This is a genomic window from Haloferax sp. Atlit-10N (assembly GCF_003586325.1).
In the GTDB taxonomy this organism is placed as follows: Archaea; Halobacteriota; Halobacteria; order Halobacteriales; family Haloferacaceae; genus Haloferax; species Haloferax prahovense.
In genome coordinates this window covers 269,399-286,149 of the sequence record NZ_PSYX01000002.1, presented here as the reverse complement: position 1 = coordinate 286,149, position 16,751 = coordinate 269,399, and the positions used below count along the sequence as shown (strand labels likewise).

Genomic DNA, 16,751 nt, shown 5'->3' with positions numbered 1-16,751 from the left:
GGAGGGTGGTCATCGCGCGGTGAGAAGGCGGTCGTGTCTCGCCGTCAGCGCCGGAGCGCCCAGACGGCCAGTCCGATAGCTTCTCGAAGCGTCACGCCCGCCGCGAACACGTACACCGTCTGCAACGGCAGTTCGAGGAAATCGATGGCCGCCACCGCGAGCGACATCACGATGGCCATCCCGACCCACCCGAGTGCGAACCGGCGTTCCGACGCCGACGTGTGTGTACCCAACTCGACCATACACCCTGACTCGGCTGAACGTATTTAATTTCTCGTGCTGACACGACGGAGTGGCCGCCGCGGCCAGCCGAGGTGGCTCGACGCCGCTCGGAGCGCGTTACTCCTCTTGGGCGTCCACCACGGCGACACCGGCCAAGTTGACGATGTCTTTGACTTCGTCGCCGCGCTGGAGGACGTGGACCGGCTTGTCCATGCCGACGAGCATCGGGCCGATTGCCTCCGCGCCGCCGAGACGCTGGAGGAGTTTGTAGCCGATGTTGCCCGCTTCGAGGTTCGGGAACACGAGGACGTTCGCGGGGTTGTCGAGTTCCGCGAAGTCGTAGGTGTCGGTCAGCATCTCCTCGACGAGGGCGGTGTCGGCCTGCATCTCGCCGTCCACCGGGAAGTCCACGTCTGGGTCGGCGTGCAGTTGTTCGACCGCGTCGCGGGGCTTGCGCGTCCCCTCGTTCGTGACGCTCCCGAAGTCGGAGTACGAGAGCAGGGCCGCGCGGGGGTCGACGTTGAACCGCCGGGCGAGTTCGGCGGTGTGTTTCGTCACCTCGGCGAGCACGTTCTCGTCGGGGTCGAGGTTGACCGTCGCGTCGGCGCAGAAGATGACGCGGTTCCGGAACGTCAGCATGTAGACGCCGGCGGCGTAGTCGGCGTCGTCGGCCGTGCCGATAATCTGCAGCGGCGGGCGGAGCGCCGAGGGATAGTGGTGAGTCAGCCCCGTCAGCATCGCATCCGCGTCGTCCATGGCGACCATCACGCTGGCGAAGTAGTTCGAGTCGCTCCGCACGAGTTCGGCAGCCTCCGTCCGGGTGAGGCCCTTGCGCTGGCGGCGCTCGTAGAGGTGGTCGACGTAGTGGTTCCACTGACCGCTTTCGGGGTCGGCGATGGTCGGGTCGAAATCGAGACCGAGGTCCTCGGCGGTGCGGAGAATCTCCTTCGTCCGGCCGACGAGGATGGGTTCGGCGATGCCCTCTTCGACCAACTGGCTCGCGGCGCGAATCATCTTCTCGTCTTCGCCCTCGGCGAGAACGACCCGCTTGGGGTTCGTCGCCGCCTTGTTGAGGACGACGCGCATCATCTCGCGGGACTTCCCGAGGCGGGCCTCCAACTCCTCGCGGTAGTCGTCGAGGTCGCGCTCGCGGCGGGCCGCGCCGCTCTCCATGGCCGCCTCGGCGACGGCGGGCGTCACCTCGTAGAGGACGCGCTGGTCGAGCGGCTTGGGGATGAGGTAGTCGGGGCCGAACTGCAGCGGCCCGTCGCCGTAGGCCTTGACGACCGCGTCGGGCACGTCCTGTCGGGCGAGGTTCGCCAGCGCCTCGGCGGCCGCGCGCTTCATCTCCTCGTTGATTTCGGTGGCGCGTACGTCGAGCGCGCCGCGGAAGATGAACGGGAAGCCGAGGACGTTGTTCACCTGATTCGGGTAGTCCGACCGTCCGGTGGCCATGATGACGGTGTCCTCGCGGGCCTCTTTCGCGTCTTCGTAGGCGATTTCGGGGTCCGGATTCGCCATCGCGAAGATGATGGGGTTGTCGGCCATCGACCGCACCATCTCCTGGCTCACGATGCCGCCGACCGAGAGGCCGACGAGCACGTCCGCGCCCTCGATTGCGTCTTCGAGGTCGCCGTCGTCGACGCCGCGGGCGAACGGTTCGGCGTACTCGTCGAGTTCGCCGGCCTCGGCCCGCGAATCCGAGAGAACGCCGTCGATGTCGCACAGCGTGATGTTCTCGTGGGGGATGCCCAGCGAGACGTAGAACCGCGCCGTCGCGGTCGCGGCCGCGCCCGCACCGGAGAAGGTGACGTTCAGCGACGACAGGTCCTTGTCCGCGATGTCGGCGGCGTTGAGGAGCGCCGCGCCGGAGATGATGGCCGTGCCGTGCTGGTCGTCGTGGAACACGGGGATGTCCATCCGGTCGCGCAGGGATTCCTCGATTTCGAAGCACTCGGGCGCACGGATGTCCTCCAAGTTGATGCCGCCGAACGTCGGCTCCATCGCGGCGACCGACTCCACGAACGCTTGGGGGTCGTCGTGGTCGAACTCGACGTCGAACACGTCGATGTCGGCGAAGCGCTTGAACAGCACGCCCTTGCCCTCCATCACCGGCTTCGACGCCTGCGCCCCGATGTCCCCCAGCCCGAGGACGGCGGAGCCGTTCGAGACGACGCCGACGAGGTTGCCCTTCGCCGTGTACTCGTAGGCCGCCGTCTCGTCGTCGGCAATGTCGCGACACGGCGCGGCCACGCCCGGCGAGTACGCCAGACTCAGGTCGCGTTGGGTGTTCGTCGGCTTCGTCGTCGCTATCTCCACTTTCCCCGCGGGCGGCCGCCGATGGTAGTCCCGGGCGTCGTCTTCGAGCGTCATTGCTCGTGATGGGAACGGTAAGATAGGTAGAGTCTTCGCTCCGACAGAGGCGTTCGTAGAAATAATCATGTAGAATCAGGCGACACGGAACCGGGATTTCGCGCCGAGGAGGCGAGCGAGCGGAGCGAGCGACGCGGGTCGCGACGCGGAGGCCGACTCGCGCGCCGCGCAGTCAGCGGAGCGACTCGTGCGGCATCGTGTACAACTGCACGCTCTCCGCGATAGACACCTCCTCGAAGTGGCTCTCCGTCGCGAACAGGTCCGACACGTCTTCGACCTGCTCGACCGGATAGATGTGCTTCGCGCTCCCGTAGCCGTGATAGACTTCGACCGGCACGGCGAACGCAACCTCTCCCTCGTCGACTTCGACTGTCGCCCCGGACGTCAGTCCGTCCTCGTCGTCGGCGATTGTACAGATGTTCGACGGTACGGTTTCCCCTGCATCGTATCTCTCTTTGGCCATGCGTTGACAACCCACACAATTTTTCATTACTATAAGCAGTACCGCTCCCTACCCATACTCCGGAGGCGTACCGCTCAAGTTTCATCCATATGTCCAACGAGCACCGTGATAATTATTACTCAACCCACAGAACTAACAGGCTATTTGATACGTCTAACGCGGGGTTTTCACCGGTCGTCGGCCTGCCGTGCCGCAATTCTGGGTCAGTCACCGATTTTTGGACACGGCCACCGAGCGCGATTCTCGGGCCATCTACACGCGAATCACTCGGAACCGACACCCGCTAGTCCGGTGCAAATCGATGCGTTCGTCGTCGCGTGGTCACGCGTAGATGTCTTTAATCTGTCTGGTCCTTTCGGTGGTATATCAACGAGTTTTGGACCGTTCGACCGATAGTCAGCTTTCGGATAGTTCGTCCCCTGTTCGGTCGTCGAACGCGAGTCGAGCAGGACGCGGAGGCGAGCGTGCGTGCAACCACGACACACTCAGCGGAGCGCGTCGTGTGGAATCGTGTAGAGCCGAACTTCGTCTTCGACCACCACCTCGTCGGTTTCGGCGTTCGTGACGAACAGGTCCCAGATGCGTTCGACTTGCTCTGTCGGATAGACGTGCTTGGCGCTCCCGTACCCGTCGTAGACGTCGACGGAGACGGCGAACGTTATCTCTTCTTCCTCGGCGGGGACCGAGCAGATGTCCGCAGGTACTGTTTCACCCACTTCGTAGTGTGTAGCCACCATATTGTATGGAACGTTCTTGTCAGCACCTACGAATCCGCACGTTCACGGGTACTGAAGGCACTCATTCGGTTGGAAGTCCATGTGACAGCCAATAATTGTTTCTCCGAATGACAGTGATGTGTCCATCAGCGTCGACGAGTCGGAGAGGGGAAGTCTCGTTACCGATTCGCACACCTAGTGTAACAAACTTAAAGGTATTATACTCATCGACTCTGCTCTGAGAGACTTCGAGAACGGTTCTCGAAAGGGGTCAGTAGAAAGCCGCGGAGTCCGTCGAAAGCGCGGGACAGTCAATTGTTTCCAACGAACCATACAATTATACTATTTCAATAACCACTTGCGGCCGATGCGAGCACGGATAGCCATTACACTAGGGGCAGCGCTGTTCGTCTGCTCGGTCGCATTGGTTGGGGTTAGTGCGGCAGAGGAGATACAGCAGCAACCGGATACAGAGGTACAACCGATAAACGAAAGCGGGGTCCTCGAGGTGGTGTTTATCGACACGGGCTCGGGGGCAGACTATCACTTCGAAGGGGGTGACGTGGACACGTCGTCGCTCCCGCGCGGGGAGTATCTCGTCGTCACCTACACGCGGACCGACGACGGCATCGAGAAGCAGACCGAACGCGTCGAGCTCTCGGACGATTCGACGGTCACGGCGACCGACGCCGAGTCGTCCGACGAACTCCTCAGTTCGTTCAGTCACGACTCGAACGCGGAGATAGAAGTGGCCGCGAGCGTCGCCTACGAGTACGGCGAACCGTCGTACGACAGCGACGGTACTGTCGACATCCGCGTGAGTGCAGTGAACGTGACGACCGAGGAGTACGTGCCGGCGAACACGTCGCTCACGGTCGAAGTCGAGACGCCGAACGGCACGGACACGTTCAACGTGACGACCGGTGAAAACGGGACAGCGGTCGTCGACTACGACCTCACCGGCCGCGACGACGGCGAGTACCGAGTGTTCGTTACGTCGGACGTGAGCGGCTATTCGGGCTACGCGAGCTTCACCGCGGGCGCGAGAGCCCAGCTCGTTCCGCAGTACTACCGCCAGACGACGCCGCGGAACAGCACCGTGGACGTTGCGGTCCACACGAGCGTCGACGGGGAACCAACGACCGGCGACCCGGTCCACGTCGAGATTCGGGCACCCGACGGAAGCGTAACTGAGCGGAACGTGACGACGGGGACCGACAGTTTCGCTCAACTCACGTTCACGACGACGCAGACGGGGCCGTACGTCGTTCGCGCGACTGGGCCGAACGGCGAAACCGAGCGTGCGACCATCGATTCGGCGGCGTACATCAGTACTGTCAACATCCCGGGTTGGTGGGAGCTTCGGCCGGGCGAGCGCGCATCGATTTCCGGAACGGTCCTCACCGAGACGGGCGAACCGCTGGCGAACGAAGAGATAACGCTGCGCGTCGAAAACGAGAGCGATGCAGTTCTGGAGACCCAGACGCTCACGACGACTGCCGGCGGCCAGTTCGTGACGTCGTGGGACGTGCCGGCGAACCAGACGGAGTACCGCGTCCACTACGACGTCACCCTCGAGACGAACGGCGTCCGAATCGCTGAGGACGCCGAACTCGAAGTCGAAAACCGAACGAGCGAGGACGACGAACCGGTGCCGGACGAGCCGGCGGCCGAGGTGGAAGTCCGGACAGGCGGTGACGTCAGCCCGGACGGAAGCGCGACGGCGACGGTCATCGTCGAGGAAAACGGCACAGCCGTGAGTAATCAGGACGTTCGCGTGCTATCCGGGGTCGAGGCGACGGTTCTCGACTACCAGACCGTCACGACGAACAGCACCGGAGCGGCGAGCATCTCGTTCGACCTGCCGCAGTCGCTTGCGAACTACCACAACAGGAACATCCGACTGCGCGCGACGACGACCGTCAACGACAGCACGGTCGTCGGCTACGGCTACACCGACATCTCACAGGGCGAAACCGAACTCGACGGAGCGTTCGGAGCCGAAGCCGGCCAGTCGGCGAACGGTTCGATATCGTTCACCGACGCGGATGGCTCGCCCGTCTCGAACGCACCTGTCGCGTACGTCGGTGCGCGTGACGGCCTGCGAGCCGGCGTGTTCGCGACCGGGCTGGTGACGACGAACGCGAGCGGGCAGGCGTCGTTCACCTACGACGTGCCCGCGGACGCGCAGCTCTCGGTCGCCCTCGCGGCCGACAGCCGAACGCGGGACTTCAACTACTGGACGTCGCCGTCGCTGAGCCAGTACGTCGTGGACGTCAACGTCACTGACCGCGGGAACGGCTACACCGAAGTCGCCCCCGGCGAGACGGTGACAATCAACTACGACGTCCCCGACGAGACGGTCGAGGGCGGCGTTCTCACCGTCTACTCGTGGGATAACGAGGCGGAAGAACGCGTTCTCATGACCCGCACGTTCGAACCGGGCGAGAACGCGTCGGTCACGATTCCGGCGACGACTGAAGCAGACGGCTACTCCGCGATGGTCCAGACCGTCACCGCAGACGGTCGGCTCTCGTCGGACGAGGGCTACATCGACGTCAATCAGGACGCGGAGCCGGTCCGCGAGACCACGTCCGTCTCCGGTCGCATAACGACGACCGACGGGACGCCGCTGGTCAACGACACGGTCGCGTTCTTCGACGAGTCGCCCAACACGCCGGCGGCCGCCGCGACGACGAACGATACCGGGTTCTACAACACGACGCAGGCCATCGCCGAATTCGACCAGTCGGTGCTTCAGGACACCGAGTATCACGTCGGATTCTATCAGTTCAACGGGAGCGAGTCGGCCGCCGGAGCCGACGCGTGGCCGCGCGACGGCGTCGCGGACGTCTACGCGGTCGACCGAATCAACACGTCACAGACGACGACCGTCGATGGTGAGATTCCCGAGGCCCACGTCCTCAACGTCTCTGTGACGGCCGAAAACGGGACCACGGTCGAAGATGCGCGGCTGCGAATTACACACGCCAACGGCCCCGCGGAGGCCGTGTCCGGAGGGCAGACGAACGGTGACGGACTGCTCACCCTCAGTAATGCATCCCGTCCCGGCGTGGAAGTCACCGGCAACGTGACCGTCGAGGTCCTGCCGCCGGCGGACTCCGACGCGTACGAGGAGACGATTCAACAGCAGCGCGCCACCGTGACGAGCGACACCGAACTCTCGTTCACGCTCGCGCCGAACGAGACCGGCGGGTCGGAGTCGAACCTGACGGGATTCGTGGAGGCCGCCGACGGAACGGTTCCGCCCGGTGAGGTCGCGCTCAACACTCGTCTCGGCGCACCCGACGGCGACGTGTCGTCGCTCGGACCGAGCGGCGAATACGACCTGACGGCCGCCCGCGGAGCGTATCAGGTTTCGTTCGTCCAGCCGAGTAGCCAAGTCGACGGGGTGCCGGACCTCTACCCGCTCCACCGTGTCTACGCCGACGACTCGATGCACCTCGGGAGCGATGAACTACCGAATGCCAACCGCCTCAACGTGACCGTACTCGACCGGCAAGGTGACCCGGTCGACGACGCGACGGTCGTCGTCGCCTACGGCGGAAACCGCGTGTTCGACTCCGTCAGCGGGGAGACCGACAACGACGGCCGCCTCATCTTCGGCCAGACGCAGGGTGTCGAAGTGGCCGGCCCGGACGCGGTCCCCAACGATTACGGCGGCAACGTGCAGGTCCAAGTGTACGGGCCGAACGAGACGTTCGTCGGGACACGGCTGAACGTCACGTCGGATACGGACCTCACGCTCCGGTTGACTGACCGTGTAGACGTCACCGGACAGTTCGTCCGGGCGGACGGCGAACCGGCGGTCAACCGGACCGCGGTCGTCCTCGGCGATACGAACGGAACGTCCGGCGGCGGCTTCGCTCGCACGGCCGACGACGGGTCGTTCAGCGTGGCAGTCGCGGAAAACGGAACCTACAGCCTGAAGTTCAGACAGGAACGCTACGCAGAAGAGGGAACGAGCTTCCCGCGTGACGCCGTCCCGGACGTCTACGCGGCGACGTCGATCAACGTGGGGACCGCCCCGCACGACGCCGGAACAGTCGCGCTCCCCGAGGCCCACCGGCTCAACGTCTCTGTCGTCGACGCGAGCGGTGACCCGGTCGAGAACGCCCGCGTTACCGTCGATCACCGCAACAACGGTTCGGTCGGCTTCGTCTCCGGAAGCACCCTCCCGAACGGGACGATGGTGCTCGACGCGACCGGTCGCCCCGGTGTCGAACTCGTCGGCGACCTTCGGCTGACCGTCGAAGCGCCGCCGAACGCGACCGACCTCGAAGGTCTCGAGACCACCGAGACGCTCTCGCTCGACGACGACCGAACCGTGACCGTCCAGTTGGACGACGACGAGGACGACGAGAGCAACACAACGCCGGATGCGGTCGACGTTCGCGCGCTCGCGACGCCGACGACCGCGAGCGTGAACGAGACGGTGACCGTCGACCTCGTCGCGACGAACGTCACCGACGGCGTCGGCGCGTTCGAAACGACGCTCAACCTGACGAACGGCACGGCGGGAACGATTACCGACGTGACCGTCCTCGGCTCGCCGAACGGGATGGATGTCAATCGCGGCCCGGAGAACGACTCGGTCGCAATCGACGCGTTCGGCATGGACACGGCGCAGAACGGGACCGTCACCTTCGCTCGCGTGAACGTCACGCTCACGTCCGCCGGAACGTCCGAACTCGCAGTGTCGGAGACGGTGCTGGGAAGCGAACCCGGAACCGAGTACGACATCGGCTCCGAGAGCGGTGTGAGCCTCACCGCGGTTGCGCTAGAGCCGGTCGGCGCATCGGACGACGTGCCGACTGACCCGGACGGCGACGGAACGTTCGAAGACGTCAACGGCGACGGAAACGTGACTGTCTCCGACGTGCAGGCCATGTTCGCGAACCGGAACAGTCCGGCCATCACGGACAACGCCGACGCGTTCGACTTCTCCGGTAACGGCGAGGTCAACATCGTCGACGTACAGCGGTTGTTCGTCGATATTCGGGACTGAGACAGCACCCTCGCGGGAGCCCCCGCGACGGGACGTTTTTTCTGCGGGCCACCGGTCGCTCGTCCTCGTGGGTCGGCGTGTGGAGCCTCCGTCACCACGAGCGTTCGAACGGCGACCGCTCACCACGGGTGCGAGCCGAGCGTGCGGGGATGCAACGGCGGACTGGAACGCGGTCACACCCAGCGTTCGGACAGGGCGGCGGAAGAAAGAGAACCAACCGGTCGCCGACGGCACGGCCACGAGCGACCGTGGAAGCGGCGTGTCGGGTGTCAGGCGGGACGGCCGCGAACGTCGGCGAAGAGACGCTGCACGTCGACGATGTTGATGTCACCGTCCCCGGTGAAGTCGAACGCGCCGCGCTGCTGTCGGAGCGCGTCGTCGTCTCGGTTCGCGAACATCGCCTGCACGTCCGAGACCGAGACGTTCCCGTCGCCGTTGATGTCCTCGTAGACGCCGTCGTTGTCAACGTCCGTCGGGAGGCGGTCCGCGACGATTGCGGGCGGTCCGGTGCGCTGTCCAACGGTCACCGACGTGTTAGACACGGTCCCGACGGTGTATGGCTCGTTATCCTCGTCGCCGAGCGCCGTGACGGTCGCTTCGAGCGTCGCGGTTCCGCTGCGAGTCCCGCGAACCGTCACCGTCGCAACGGTGACCGCGCCGGTGTCAGGCGTGTCAGCCGCCGCTGCGGTGATAGAGATTCGGTCTCCGTTCGGGGCGATATCGACCGACTGGAAGCCGGGGTCGCCGGCGAGCGTCGCGTTTTCGAAGGTGACCGGCGAGCCGTCAGCCGTCGAAACCGAGACGTCGTACGACCGGACGCCGTTCGTGACGTTCTCAACGACGATATCGACCGCAGTCTCGTTATCCCGCGAGATACGGGTCGACTCGGGGTCCAACCGCACCGTAACGCCCTCCGAGTCGCTCACCGCGGTCACGTTCACGGTGTCCGAGTCGGTGTTCCCGGCGGCGTCGGTTACTCTGAGTTCGACAGCCGTCGTTCCGGGGCGAGCGAACGACGTGGTCACCGTCGGGGTCTCGGTCGTTCGCTCGACGTCTCCGTCCCCATCGAGGTCCCACTGATAGGTGTCGATACCGACGTTGTCCGTCGAACCGCTCGCGTTCAGCGTCACGGTCGTGTTGACCGGTGTCGTCAGGTCGTCGCCGGCGTCTGCGACCGGAGCGGACGTATCTTCGCCGGCGTCGGCGTCACCGACCGTCAGCGACCCGTTCACGGTCCGCGACACCGAGTACGCGACGTTGTTGCTGTCGCCGAGGGCGTTCACACGGAGCGCGACCGGCGTCGTGCCCGTGCCGTTGGCGGTGAAGGTCACGGTCGCAATCGTCACGTTCGACCCGGTTGCGGTGTCAGCGGTCCCGGCAGTGATACGAACCCGCTGGCGGTCGTCTCCCGGGGTGACGTCGGAGAACCCCGGGTCACCCTTGAGTTCGACGTCGGCAACGCTAGCGACGCCGTCCCGCTCAAGCAGGACCGAAACGTCGTAGGACCGGACGCCCTCCGAAGCGTTCTCGACGACGATATCGACCGTCGCGGTGTCGTTCGCTTCGACCGACTGGTTTACCGGTGAGAGACGAACGGTCGTCTCACCTGCGGCCTGTGCGAGCGGGGCGAACGCGAGGCTCCCGGCGACCGCAGCGAGCAACACGACCCCGACGAGCAGCGCGCGAGTGTGGAATGACATCGTGAGTGGTTAGAGTTGGTCGAAGAGCGCGGAGACGTCGATGACGTTGAACGCGCCATCTCCGTTGAAATCGAAGAAGCGACCGTGCTCCTGTACGGCCGCGTCGTTTCGGTTATCGAAGAGCGCAGAGACGTCGATGACGTTGAACTCGCCGTCTCCGTTGACGTCCTCGTAGACGCCGTCGTCGTCCGGGTCGGTCGGCGAGTTACGGTCGGACCCTATCGCGGGCGGTCCGGACTCGACGGTGACCGTCGTGTTATTGACCGCTGTGACCACGTACGCGTCGTTGTTCTCGTCACCGAGCGCCTGGACGGTCGCACGCACGTCCGTGGTTCCGGCGGCGTCGGCGAGGAGCGTTACGTTTGCAATCACGACCGACCCGTTGTCGGCCGTGTTCGCGGCGCCCGCGGTCACCCGAACGGATGTGCCGCCGTCGGAGACGTTCGCGTTCGAGAACTGCGGGTCGCCGGCGAAGGAGACGTCCTCGACGGCCGCGACCGACGCGTTCGAGACGTGCAGCGTCACGTCGTACGAGCGAACCCCGTCCGTGGCCTGCTGCACGACGACGCTGACGTTCGTCCGCTGGCCGGTCGTCGCGACCGAATCGGACCGGAGGTCGACCGTCGTTCCGGTCTCGTTCGAGACGGTCACGGTGACGGTGGCCGTGTCGGACTTCCCGTCGCCGCCGCGGTCGGTCACGGTCACCTCATAGATGTACTCACCGGGCGTCGTCAGCGTCACCGACCCGCTCGCACCGGACGGCGTCGGGGCGTCACTCGTCGGTGCCGAGACGATCTCCCAGTCGTACGCGAGTTGTTCGTCCTCTGGGTCCGACGAGTTGGTCGCATCGAGCATCACGTCCGACCCCGCGCGAACTTCGTCGGGCGACGCCGTGACCGAAGCGGTCGGTGCTCTGTTGACGTCTCCGACGGTGACGGTGACGGTGTCCGTGTTGGACTTCCCGTCGCCGCTACGGTCGGTCACGGTCACCTCGTAGGTGTACTCGCCCGACGTCGTCAGCGTGACATCGCCGCCGGAACCCGATGGTGTCGGAGCATTGTCGACAGGAGCAGACTGGACTCGCCAGTCGTACGTGAGGCGCGATCCCTCGGGATCCGAGGAGTCGCCGGCGTCGAGTGTGACCGACTGGCCTTCGTCGATAGTCGATGGGGACGCCTCTACTTCCGCCGTCGGCGCTTCGTTAACATCTCCAACGTTCACGGTGACCGTAGCTGTGTCGGACTTCCCGTCACCACCACGGTCGGTTACAGTCACCTCGTAGGTGTATTCTCCCGGCGTTGTCAGCGTGACATCCCCACCGGAGCCCGATGGTGTCGGAGCATTGTCGACGGGTGCGGAGACAACCTCCCACGAGTACGTCAGCGCCTCGCCCTCAGGGTCCGAGGAATCGCTAGCGTCGAGCGTGACCGACTGTCCCTCGTCGATAGCCGACGGCGAGGCCGTGAGCGAAGCGGTTGGTGTCGGGTTCACGTCGGCGACGGTCACGGTCACGGTGTCCGTGTCGGACTTCCCGTCACCGTCGCGGTCAGTCACCGTCACTTCGTAAGTGTACTCGCCCGGCGTCGCCAGCGTCACCGACCCGCTCGCACCGGACGGTGTCGGCGCATCGCCCGCCGGTGCGGAGAGCACGCGCCACGAGTAGGCGAGTTGTTCGCCCTCCGGGTCGGACGAATCGCTGGCGTCGAGCGTGACCGACTGTCCCTCGTCGATAGTCGATGACGAGGCGGTGAGTGAAGCGGTCGGAGCCGGGTTCACGTCGGCAACGGACACCGTGACTGTCGCCGTATCTGACTTTCCGCCGCGGTCAGTCACCGTCACCTCGTAGGTGTACTCGCCCGGCGTCGTCAGCGTGACATCCCCGTTCGCACCGGACGGCGTCGGCGCGTCGCTCGTCGGGGCGGAGACGACCTCCCACGCGTACGAGAGGCTCGTTCCGTCCGGGTCAGACGACCCGCTTGCGTCTAAGGTAACCGATTGGCCCTCGTCGATTTCCGTCGGCGTCGCGGCGAGCTCCGCAGTCGGTTGTGCGTTCGTGTTTTGAACGGTGACGGTGACCGTGTCACTCGCCGTGGCGTGGCCATCGTCGGCGGTGACTTCGAACGTTAGTTGACGGCTGCTACTGTCGATTTCGGGCGCTTCGAACGTCACCGAGCTGCCGCTTCCCTCCGCCGTTCCCGGGCCGCTCGTCTGCGTCCACGAGTAAGATAGGGAGTCGCCGTTATCGTCGCTCCCAGACGCCTGTAGAGTGAACGACCGACCCTCGTTGACCTCATTCGGGCCGGACGCCGCAACCGACGGACGGGCATTGACCTCGAACTCAACCGACTCGCCGACGCGGTTCGTCAGCGCTCGGAACCCGTTGTCGTCCTCGACGTACGCCTCGACGCGGTAGTCCCCCGCCGGGAGATCGAGTCGGAGTTCACCGCCGCGGTCGGTGTACGTCTCCGTCGCGAAGTCGGTGCCGTCGATACCGGCGACGACCCACGTCGTTCCCGAATAATCGATGTTCCCGTCGGGGTCCATCGAGTCGTAGATATCGAGCGTGACCGTCGCGCTGCCGCCCGCCGGGGCCGAGACGACCGACCCCGGACCGTCGATTCGCGGGTACGGACGCCTGTTGACGTGGAGCGTCTCTCCCTCAGTGACGCTCTGTCCGCTCGAGTCGGTAACCCGGAGGGTCACGTCGTAGTCGCCGCCGTCGCGGTAGACGATGTCGATAGACTCCCCGGAGTACTCGTACTGGCCGTCACCGTCGACGTCCCAGTCGTACGACCTGATTCGATTATCGTCGCTCGCCGAGGCGGTCATCGTGACTGTCTCGCCATTGTTCCCGTTCCTGTCGTCCGGGTTCGGGACCGACGGGTCGAAGCTGATGTCGTCGATGACCGGCGGGTCGTCAGACTCGGTGACGCCCACGGTAAACTGCCGCGTGGTGTCGGAGGAGTCGTCGGACGCCGCGTATATCTCGATCGGCGGGTCGCCGACTCCGCTTCGGTACTCACTGGGCGTGTACTGCACGTCCTGTTCGAAGTAGCCCGAGCTGTTGGTTCGGGCGCTGCCGGACGCCACGAGCGGGTTCGAAAGCAGGTCGTCCTCTCTCAGTTCCCACCCCGCGAACGTGTCCGAACCCCAGCCGAAGAGCGTGACGCGAGTCGTGTCTCCTTCGACGACGGGCGTCTCGACCGAGTCGTCGGCGAGGTAGATCGTGCTACTCGTTCTGCCCTTGTTGACCGACGTGGACTCGATATCGTCCTTGAGGAATCCCCGCAACACGACCGCCCGAAGTTCGACGCCGGGGTCGGTAAACGACTCGTCACTGGCGGCGTCGTCCAGCTCGTCCCCCGGAACGCGAATGGTCGTCTCTCCCGAGTCCGACGTCACCGTCTTGGAAGCTAACTGTTCGTCCGAAAGCTCGGTCACGTCTTCCTCGTAAATCCAGATTTCGTAGGAGCTCTGTCCGGACAGCGAGTAGTCCACAGTAACGGACACGGGCTGGCCGCTCGCAATCGAATCGACCGGTACGTCGTACACCGTCGTGTTGACCGACGTGATACTCACCGAGCCGGATAGCGCCGCCTCGACCGTCCCGTTCGTCGCCTGCGCTTGAATGTCGCTATCGTTTGCCCGTGGTGTTTCAGTCTCGTTCGTCTCCGGTGTCTCGGTCTCATTCACCGGAGTTTCGGTGGAATTCGACTTCGGTGTCTCGGTCTCATTCACCGGGGTTTCGGTGGTGTTCGACTCCGGCGTCTCCGTCTCATTCACCGGGGTTTCGGTGGTGTTCGACTCCGGCGTCTCCGTCTCATTCACCGGGGTTTCGGTGGTGTTCGACTCCGGCGTCTCCGTCTCATTCACCGGGGTTTCGGTGGAATTCGACTCCGGTGTCTCCGTCTCATTCACCGATGTTTCGGTGGTGTTCGACTCCGGAGTCTCCGTCTCATTCACCGGTGTTTCGGTGGTGTTCGACTCCGGAGTCTCCGTCTCATTCACCGGTGTTTCGGTGGTGTTCGACTCCGGAGTCTCCGTCTCGTTCACAGGTGTTTCTGTGGAATTCGGCTCCGATGTCTCGGTCTCGTTTACCGGAGTCGAAGAATTGGGTGTTTCGTTGTGTTCAGTCACTCCCTCCGAATCTTGCGACTCGTCGGTCTGGTTGACTGGCGTCGTAGTTTGATTCGGAGTCGAATTCGATTCGTTAGAAAGCGACGAGTTGGTTGTTGTCGAAGGAGAGAGGGACGAGTTGGTCGTATTTGTCGGTGATGACTGTGTTGCGTTCGAGCCGTTCTGCGTATGTACCACGCCCTGTCCGGCGCCGTCGCTCGCGAGGTTCGCCGACTGCACAGAATCCGTCGGAGCCCCGGATACGACAGTCGGTGAGACGAAACCGACGACTCCCCCGGAAAGAACAATTGCTGCGAGTATGAGCGAAACGGTACCCTGCCAGAGCGTTTTATACCCGCTAGTCATGGTTGACTAAATACATTTTGGCCGATATAAATGTCAGGGTGTGTCCACATACTGCACACAAACGACCCCCCGAGAACGGCGGAGCGTGCCGCGGGGAGGCACACAGCCGGCGCGATTTCGACTACACGGAAAAGCGGGTGACTGAATTGGCGCAGCGAACAGCGGGAGATACGTCAGCGGTCGCTACCGTGTCGTCTCACCGTCCGCCGCTTCCGAACTCGCTCGACAGGATGCCGGGGAGGTCGGTCAGCCAACTGACCGCCGCACAGACGACCATCACGCCGACCGCGGCCATGTAGCCCCAGACGGTGAGCACGTCGAGCACGAAATCGATAGCGACGAAGCCCGAGAGGATGATGGCACCGCTGACCGCCGCCGCGACGACGACGAACAGCGCACCATACGCCCGGACCGGACTGTCTACCATACGGAGAAATGTATGTTCAAAAACATAAATGTGAAGATTGCTTTGCATTATGACAACGGGACTGTACACAGTGCAGGCGGCGACAGCGCTCGGCGGGAGAGACGACAGCGGGATAAACACGACCGACCGCTTGTCCGTGAGAAAATGGTCAGTCGGCCTCGGTAGTGGTGGTGGGTCTGTGGAAGGAACACCGAGGCTCGGTTTGTCCTGACCAGATTCATATCCATTAGGCGTGCCTAAATACATATCGACGCGGGAGAATATTCAGCGCTCGCGTCGTCTCTCGGTGACTATCGCGCAGTACGCGTCTGGACCGGAACGCATCACACTCTCGATACCCTCGGGACCGAACCGTCCGCATCGACCGAGGTATTTTTGATTGACACGTTCGATGGCGTAGGTATGGTCCCCCAGTCACCGACGGGCATCGAACCGATTCCAAGCATCGAAGGCCGCCCCGTGTACACCGCCTCGGGGAACCGGTTGGGCGAGGCAGTCGACCTCTGTGTCGACCTCGACGACGACCGCGTGACCGCGCTTCTCGTCTCGGTCGAAGAGCCTCCCGAGGGAATGGAAGTCGGCCCTCGGGGGATTCGGGTCCCGTTCAGGTCCGTGCGGGGGATGGCCGACATCATCGTCCTGACGGGCGACCCCGGTATCGAGGCCGCCGACTGATCTCGAACACCGGTTTTTCGACCGTCCACGCAGCCAACGGGCACATACGTTGATATACTCCCGACGACGACCGTATAGCGGGCGGTCGTGTTGGTCAGGATGTGGACAGCGCGATTGCCCAGTCACGGCGGCCCGTCCCGCCTGCACGCCTCTGACAGACGGTCGGGCCCCGACCGTTCAGGCCGCGAGTCGCGAGGTCCGCGACCCGCGCTGACGGTCGAGAGACGCCGAAAACTGTTGTAGATACGTTGATAGGAGTGGGTCGAGTAGGCGACGTATGAGCCTCTACGAGTCGATTCACCAGTTCGTCGGTGAACACGAGACGCTCCGGTCGGTCAGCCACTACGAGGAGATGACGGTGCTTCTGACCGAGACGCGACTCGTGCAGATTCGACACGACGGCGAGCAGGCGACCCCCGAGGAAGTCCGGGAGGTGCGGACGATACAGCTCAACCGCCCCATCTTCGCCGGCTGTTCGGTCGAACTCGAATCGGACCGGACCGTCGTCGGCTTCCACGACAGCGCCGGCGAGACGGTTCGGCTGGTCACGCTTCCCGTCCGTGACTTCGAGTTCGCGGCGACGTTCTCGGCTGTCGTCGGCGACGCGGAAGCCGGCGCGCCCTTCATCGAGCGGTAATCAGAGCAGCCGACTGAGGTGGCGACG

The 16,751-nt window shown here is 64.2% G+C and carries 11 protein-coding genes; 4 read left to right on the top strand and 7 right to left on the bottom strand.

The genetic code is table 11. The features are described 5' to 3' along the window. Window positions 1–44: 44 nt before the first annotated feature. The 4 genes from C5B91_RS08520 to C5B91_RS08505 form a co-directional block, all read right to left on the bottom strand. Complete coding sequence (locus tag C5B91_RS08520; protein WP_004967129.1) at window positions 45–242, bottom strand: hypothetical protein; 198 nt, start codon at window positions 240–242, stop codon at window positions 45–47. A 97-nt stretch (window positions 243–339) separates the two neighbouring features. After that, a complete protein-coding gene (locus tag C5B91_RS08515) occupies window positions 340–2,595 on the bottom strand; it encodes an NADP-dependent malic enzyme (RefSeq protein WP_115819697.1) in 2,256 nt (751 codons plus the stop codon). Window positions 2,596–2,767: 172 nt separating this feature from the next. Further along, a complete protein-coding gene (locus C5B91_RS08510; protein WP_049967474.1) occupies window positions 2,768–3,058 on the bottom strand; it encodes a hypothetical protein in 291 nt (96 codons plus the stop codon). A gap of 485 nt (window positions 3,059–3,543) precedes the next feature. Next, window positions 3,544–3,795 (bottom strand): hypothetical protein, encoded by a 252-nt coding sequence (locus C5B91_RS08505; RefSeq protein ID WP_008096243.1) that lies wholly within the window; start codon window positions 3,793–3,795, stop codon window positions 3,544–3,546. A gap of 490 nt (window positions 3,796–4,285) precedes the next feature. On the opposite strand from C5B91_RS08505, the gene C5B91_RS08500 reads away from it, so the two are divergent. Then, window positions 4,286–8,803, top strand: coding sequence for a dockerin type I domain-containing protein (locus tag C5B91_RS08500; protein ID WP_233514250.1), 4,518 nt, complete (start codon window positions 4,286–4,288; stop codon window positions 8,801–8,803). Between the two features lie 269 nt (window positions 8,804–9,072). Here C5B91_RS08500 and C5B91_RS08495 read toward each other — a convergent pair whose 3' ends face one another. Together C5B91_RS08495 and C5B91_RS08490 are read right to left on the bottom strand one after the other, a co-directional pair. Further along, window positions 9,073–10,503, bottom strand: a complete 1,431-nt coding sequence (locus tag C5B91_RS08495; RefSeq protein WP_008096252.1) for a PKD domain-containing protein — start codon at window positions 10,501–10,503, stop codon at window positions 9,073–9,075. A gap of 9 nt (window positions 10,504–10,512) precedes the next feature. Then, window positions 10,513–14,196 carry a PKD domain-containing protein gene (locus C5B91_RS08490; RefSeq protein ID WP_147374886.1) on the bottom strand — a complete coding sequence of 1,228 codons (3,684 nt, stop codon included), beginning with the start codon at window positions 14,194–14,196 and terminating at the stop codon, window positions 10,513–10,515. 10 nt (window positions 14,197–14,206) lie between these two features. Between C5B91_RS08490 and C5B91_RS21915 the strand changes: the two genes are divergently transcribed. Further along, window positions 14,207–14,692, top strand: a complete 486-nt coding sequence (locus C5B91_RS21915) for a hypothetical protein (protein WP_147298787.1) — start codon at window positions 14,207–14,209, stop codon at window positions 14,690–14,692. A 489-nt stretch (window positions 14,693–15,181) separates the two neighbouring features. On the opposite strand, the gene C5B91_RS08485 is transcribed toward C5B91_RS21915, so the two are convergent. After that, on the bottom strand, window positions 15,182–15,412 hold the full coding sequence (locus C5B91_RS08485; protein ID WP_115819700.1) for a hypothetical protein: 231 nt from the start codon (window positions 15,410–15,412) through the stop codon (window positions 15,182–15,184). 402 nt (window positions 15,413–15,814) lie between these two features. Between C5B91_RS08485 and C5B91_RS08480 the strand changes: the two genes are divergently transcribed. Together C5B91_RS08480 and C5B91_RS08475 are read left to right on the top strand one after the other, a co-directional pair. Beyond that, window positions 15,815–16,087, top strand: coding sequence for a PRC-barrel domain-containing protein (locus tag C5B91_RS08480; RefSeq protein ID WP_008096259.1), 273 nt, complete (start codon window positions 15,815–15,817; stop codon window positions 16,085–16,087). Between the two features lie 277 nt (window positions 16,088–16,364). Continuing rightward, the gene (locus tag C5B91_RS08475) at window positions 16,365–16,724 is read left to right on the top strand and encodes a hypothetical protein (protein ID WP_008096261.1); all 360 of its coding nucleotides are present in this window, start codon (window positions 16,365–16,367) and stop codon (window positions 16,722–16,724) included. Window positions 16,725–16,751: the final 27 nt, after the last annotated feature.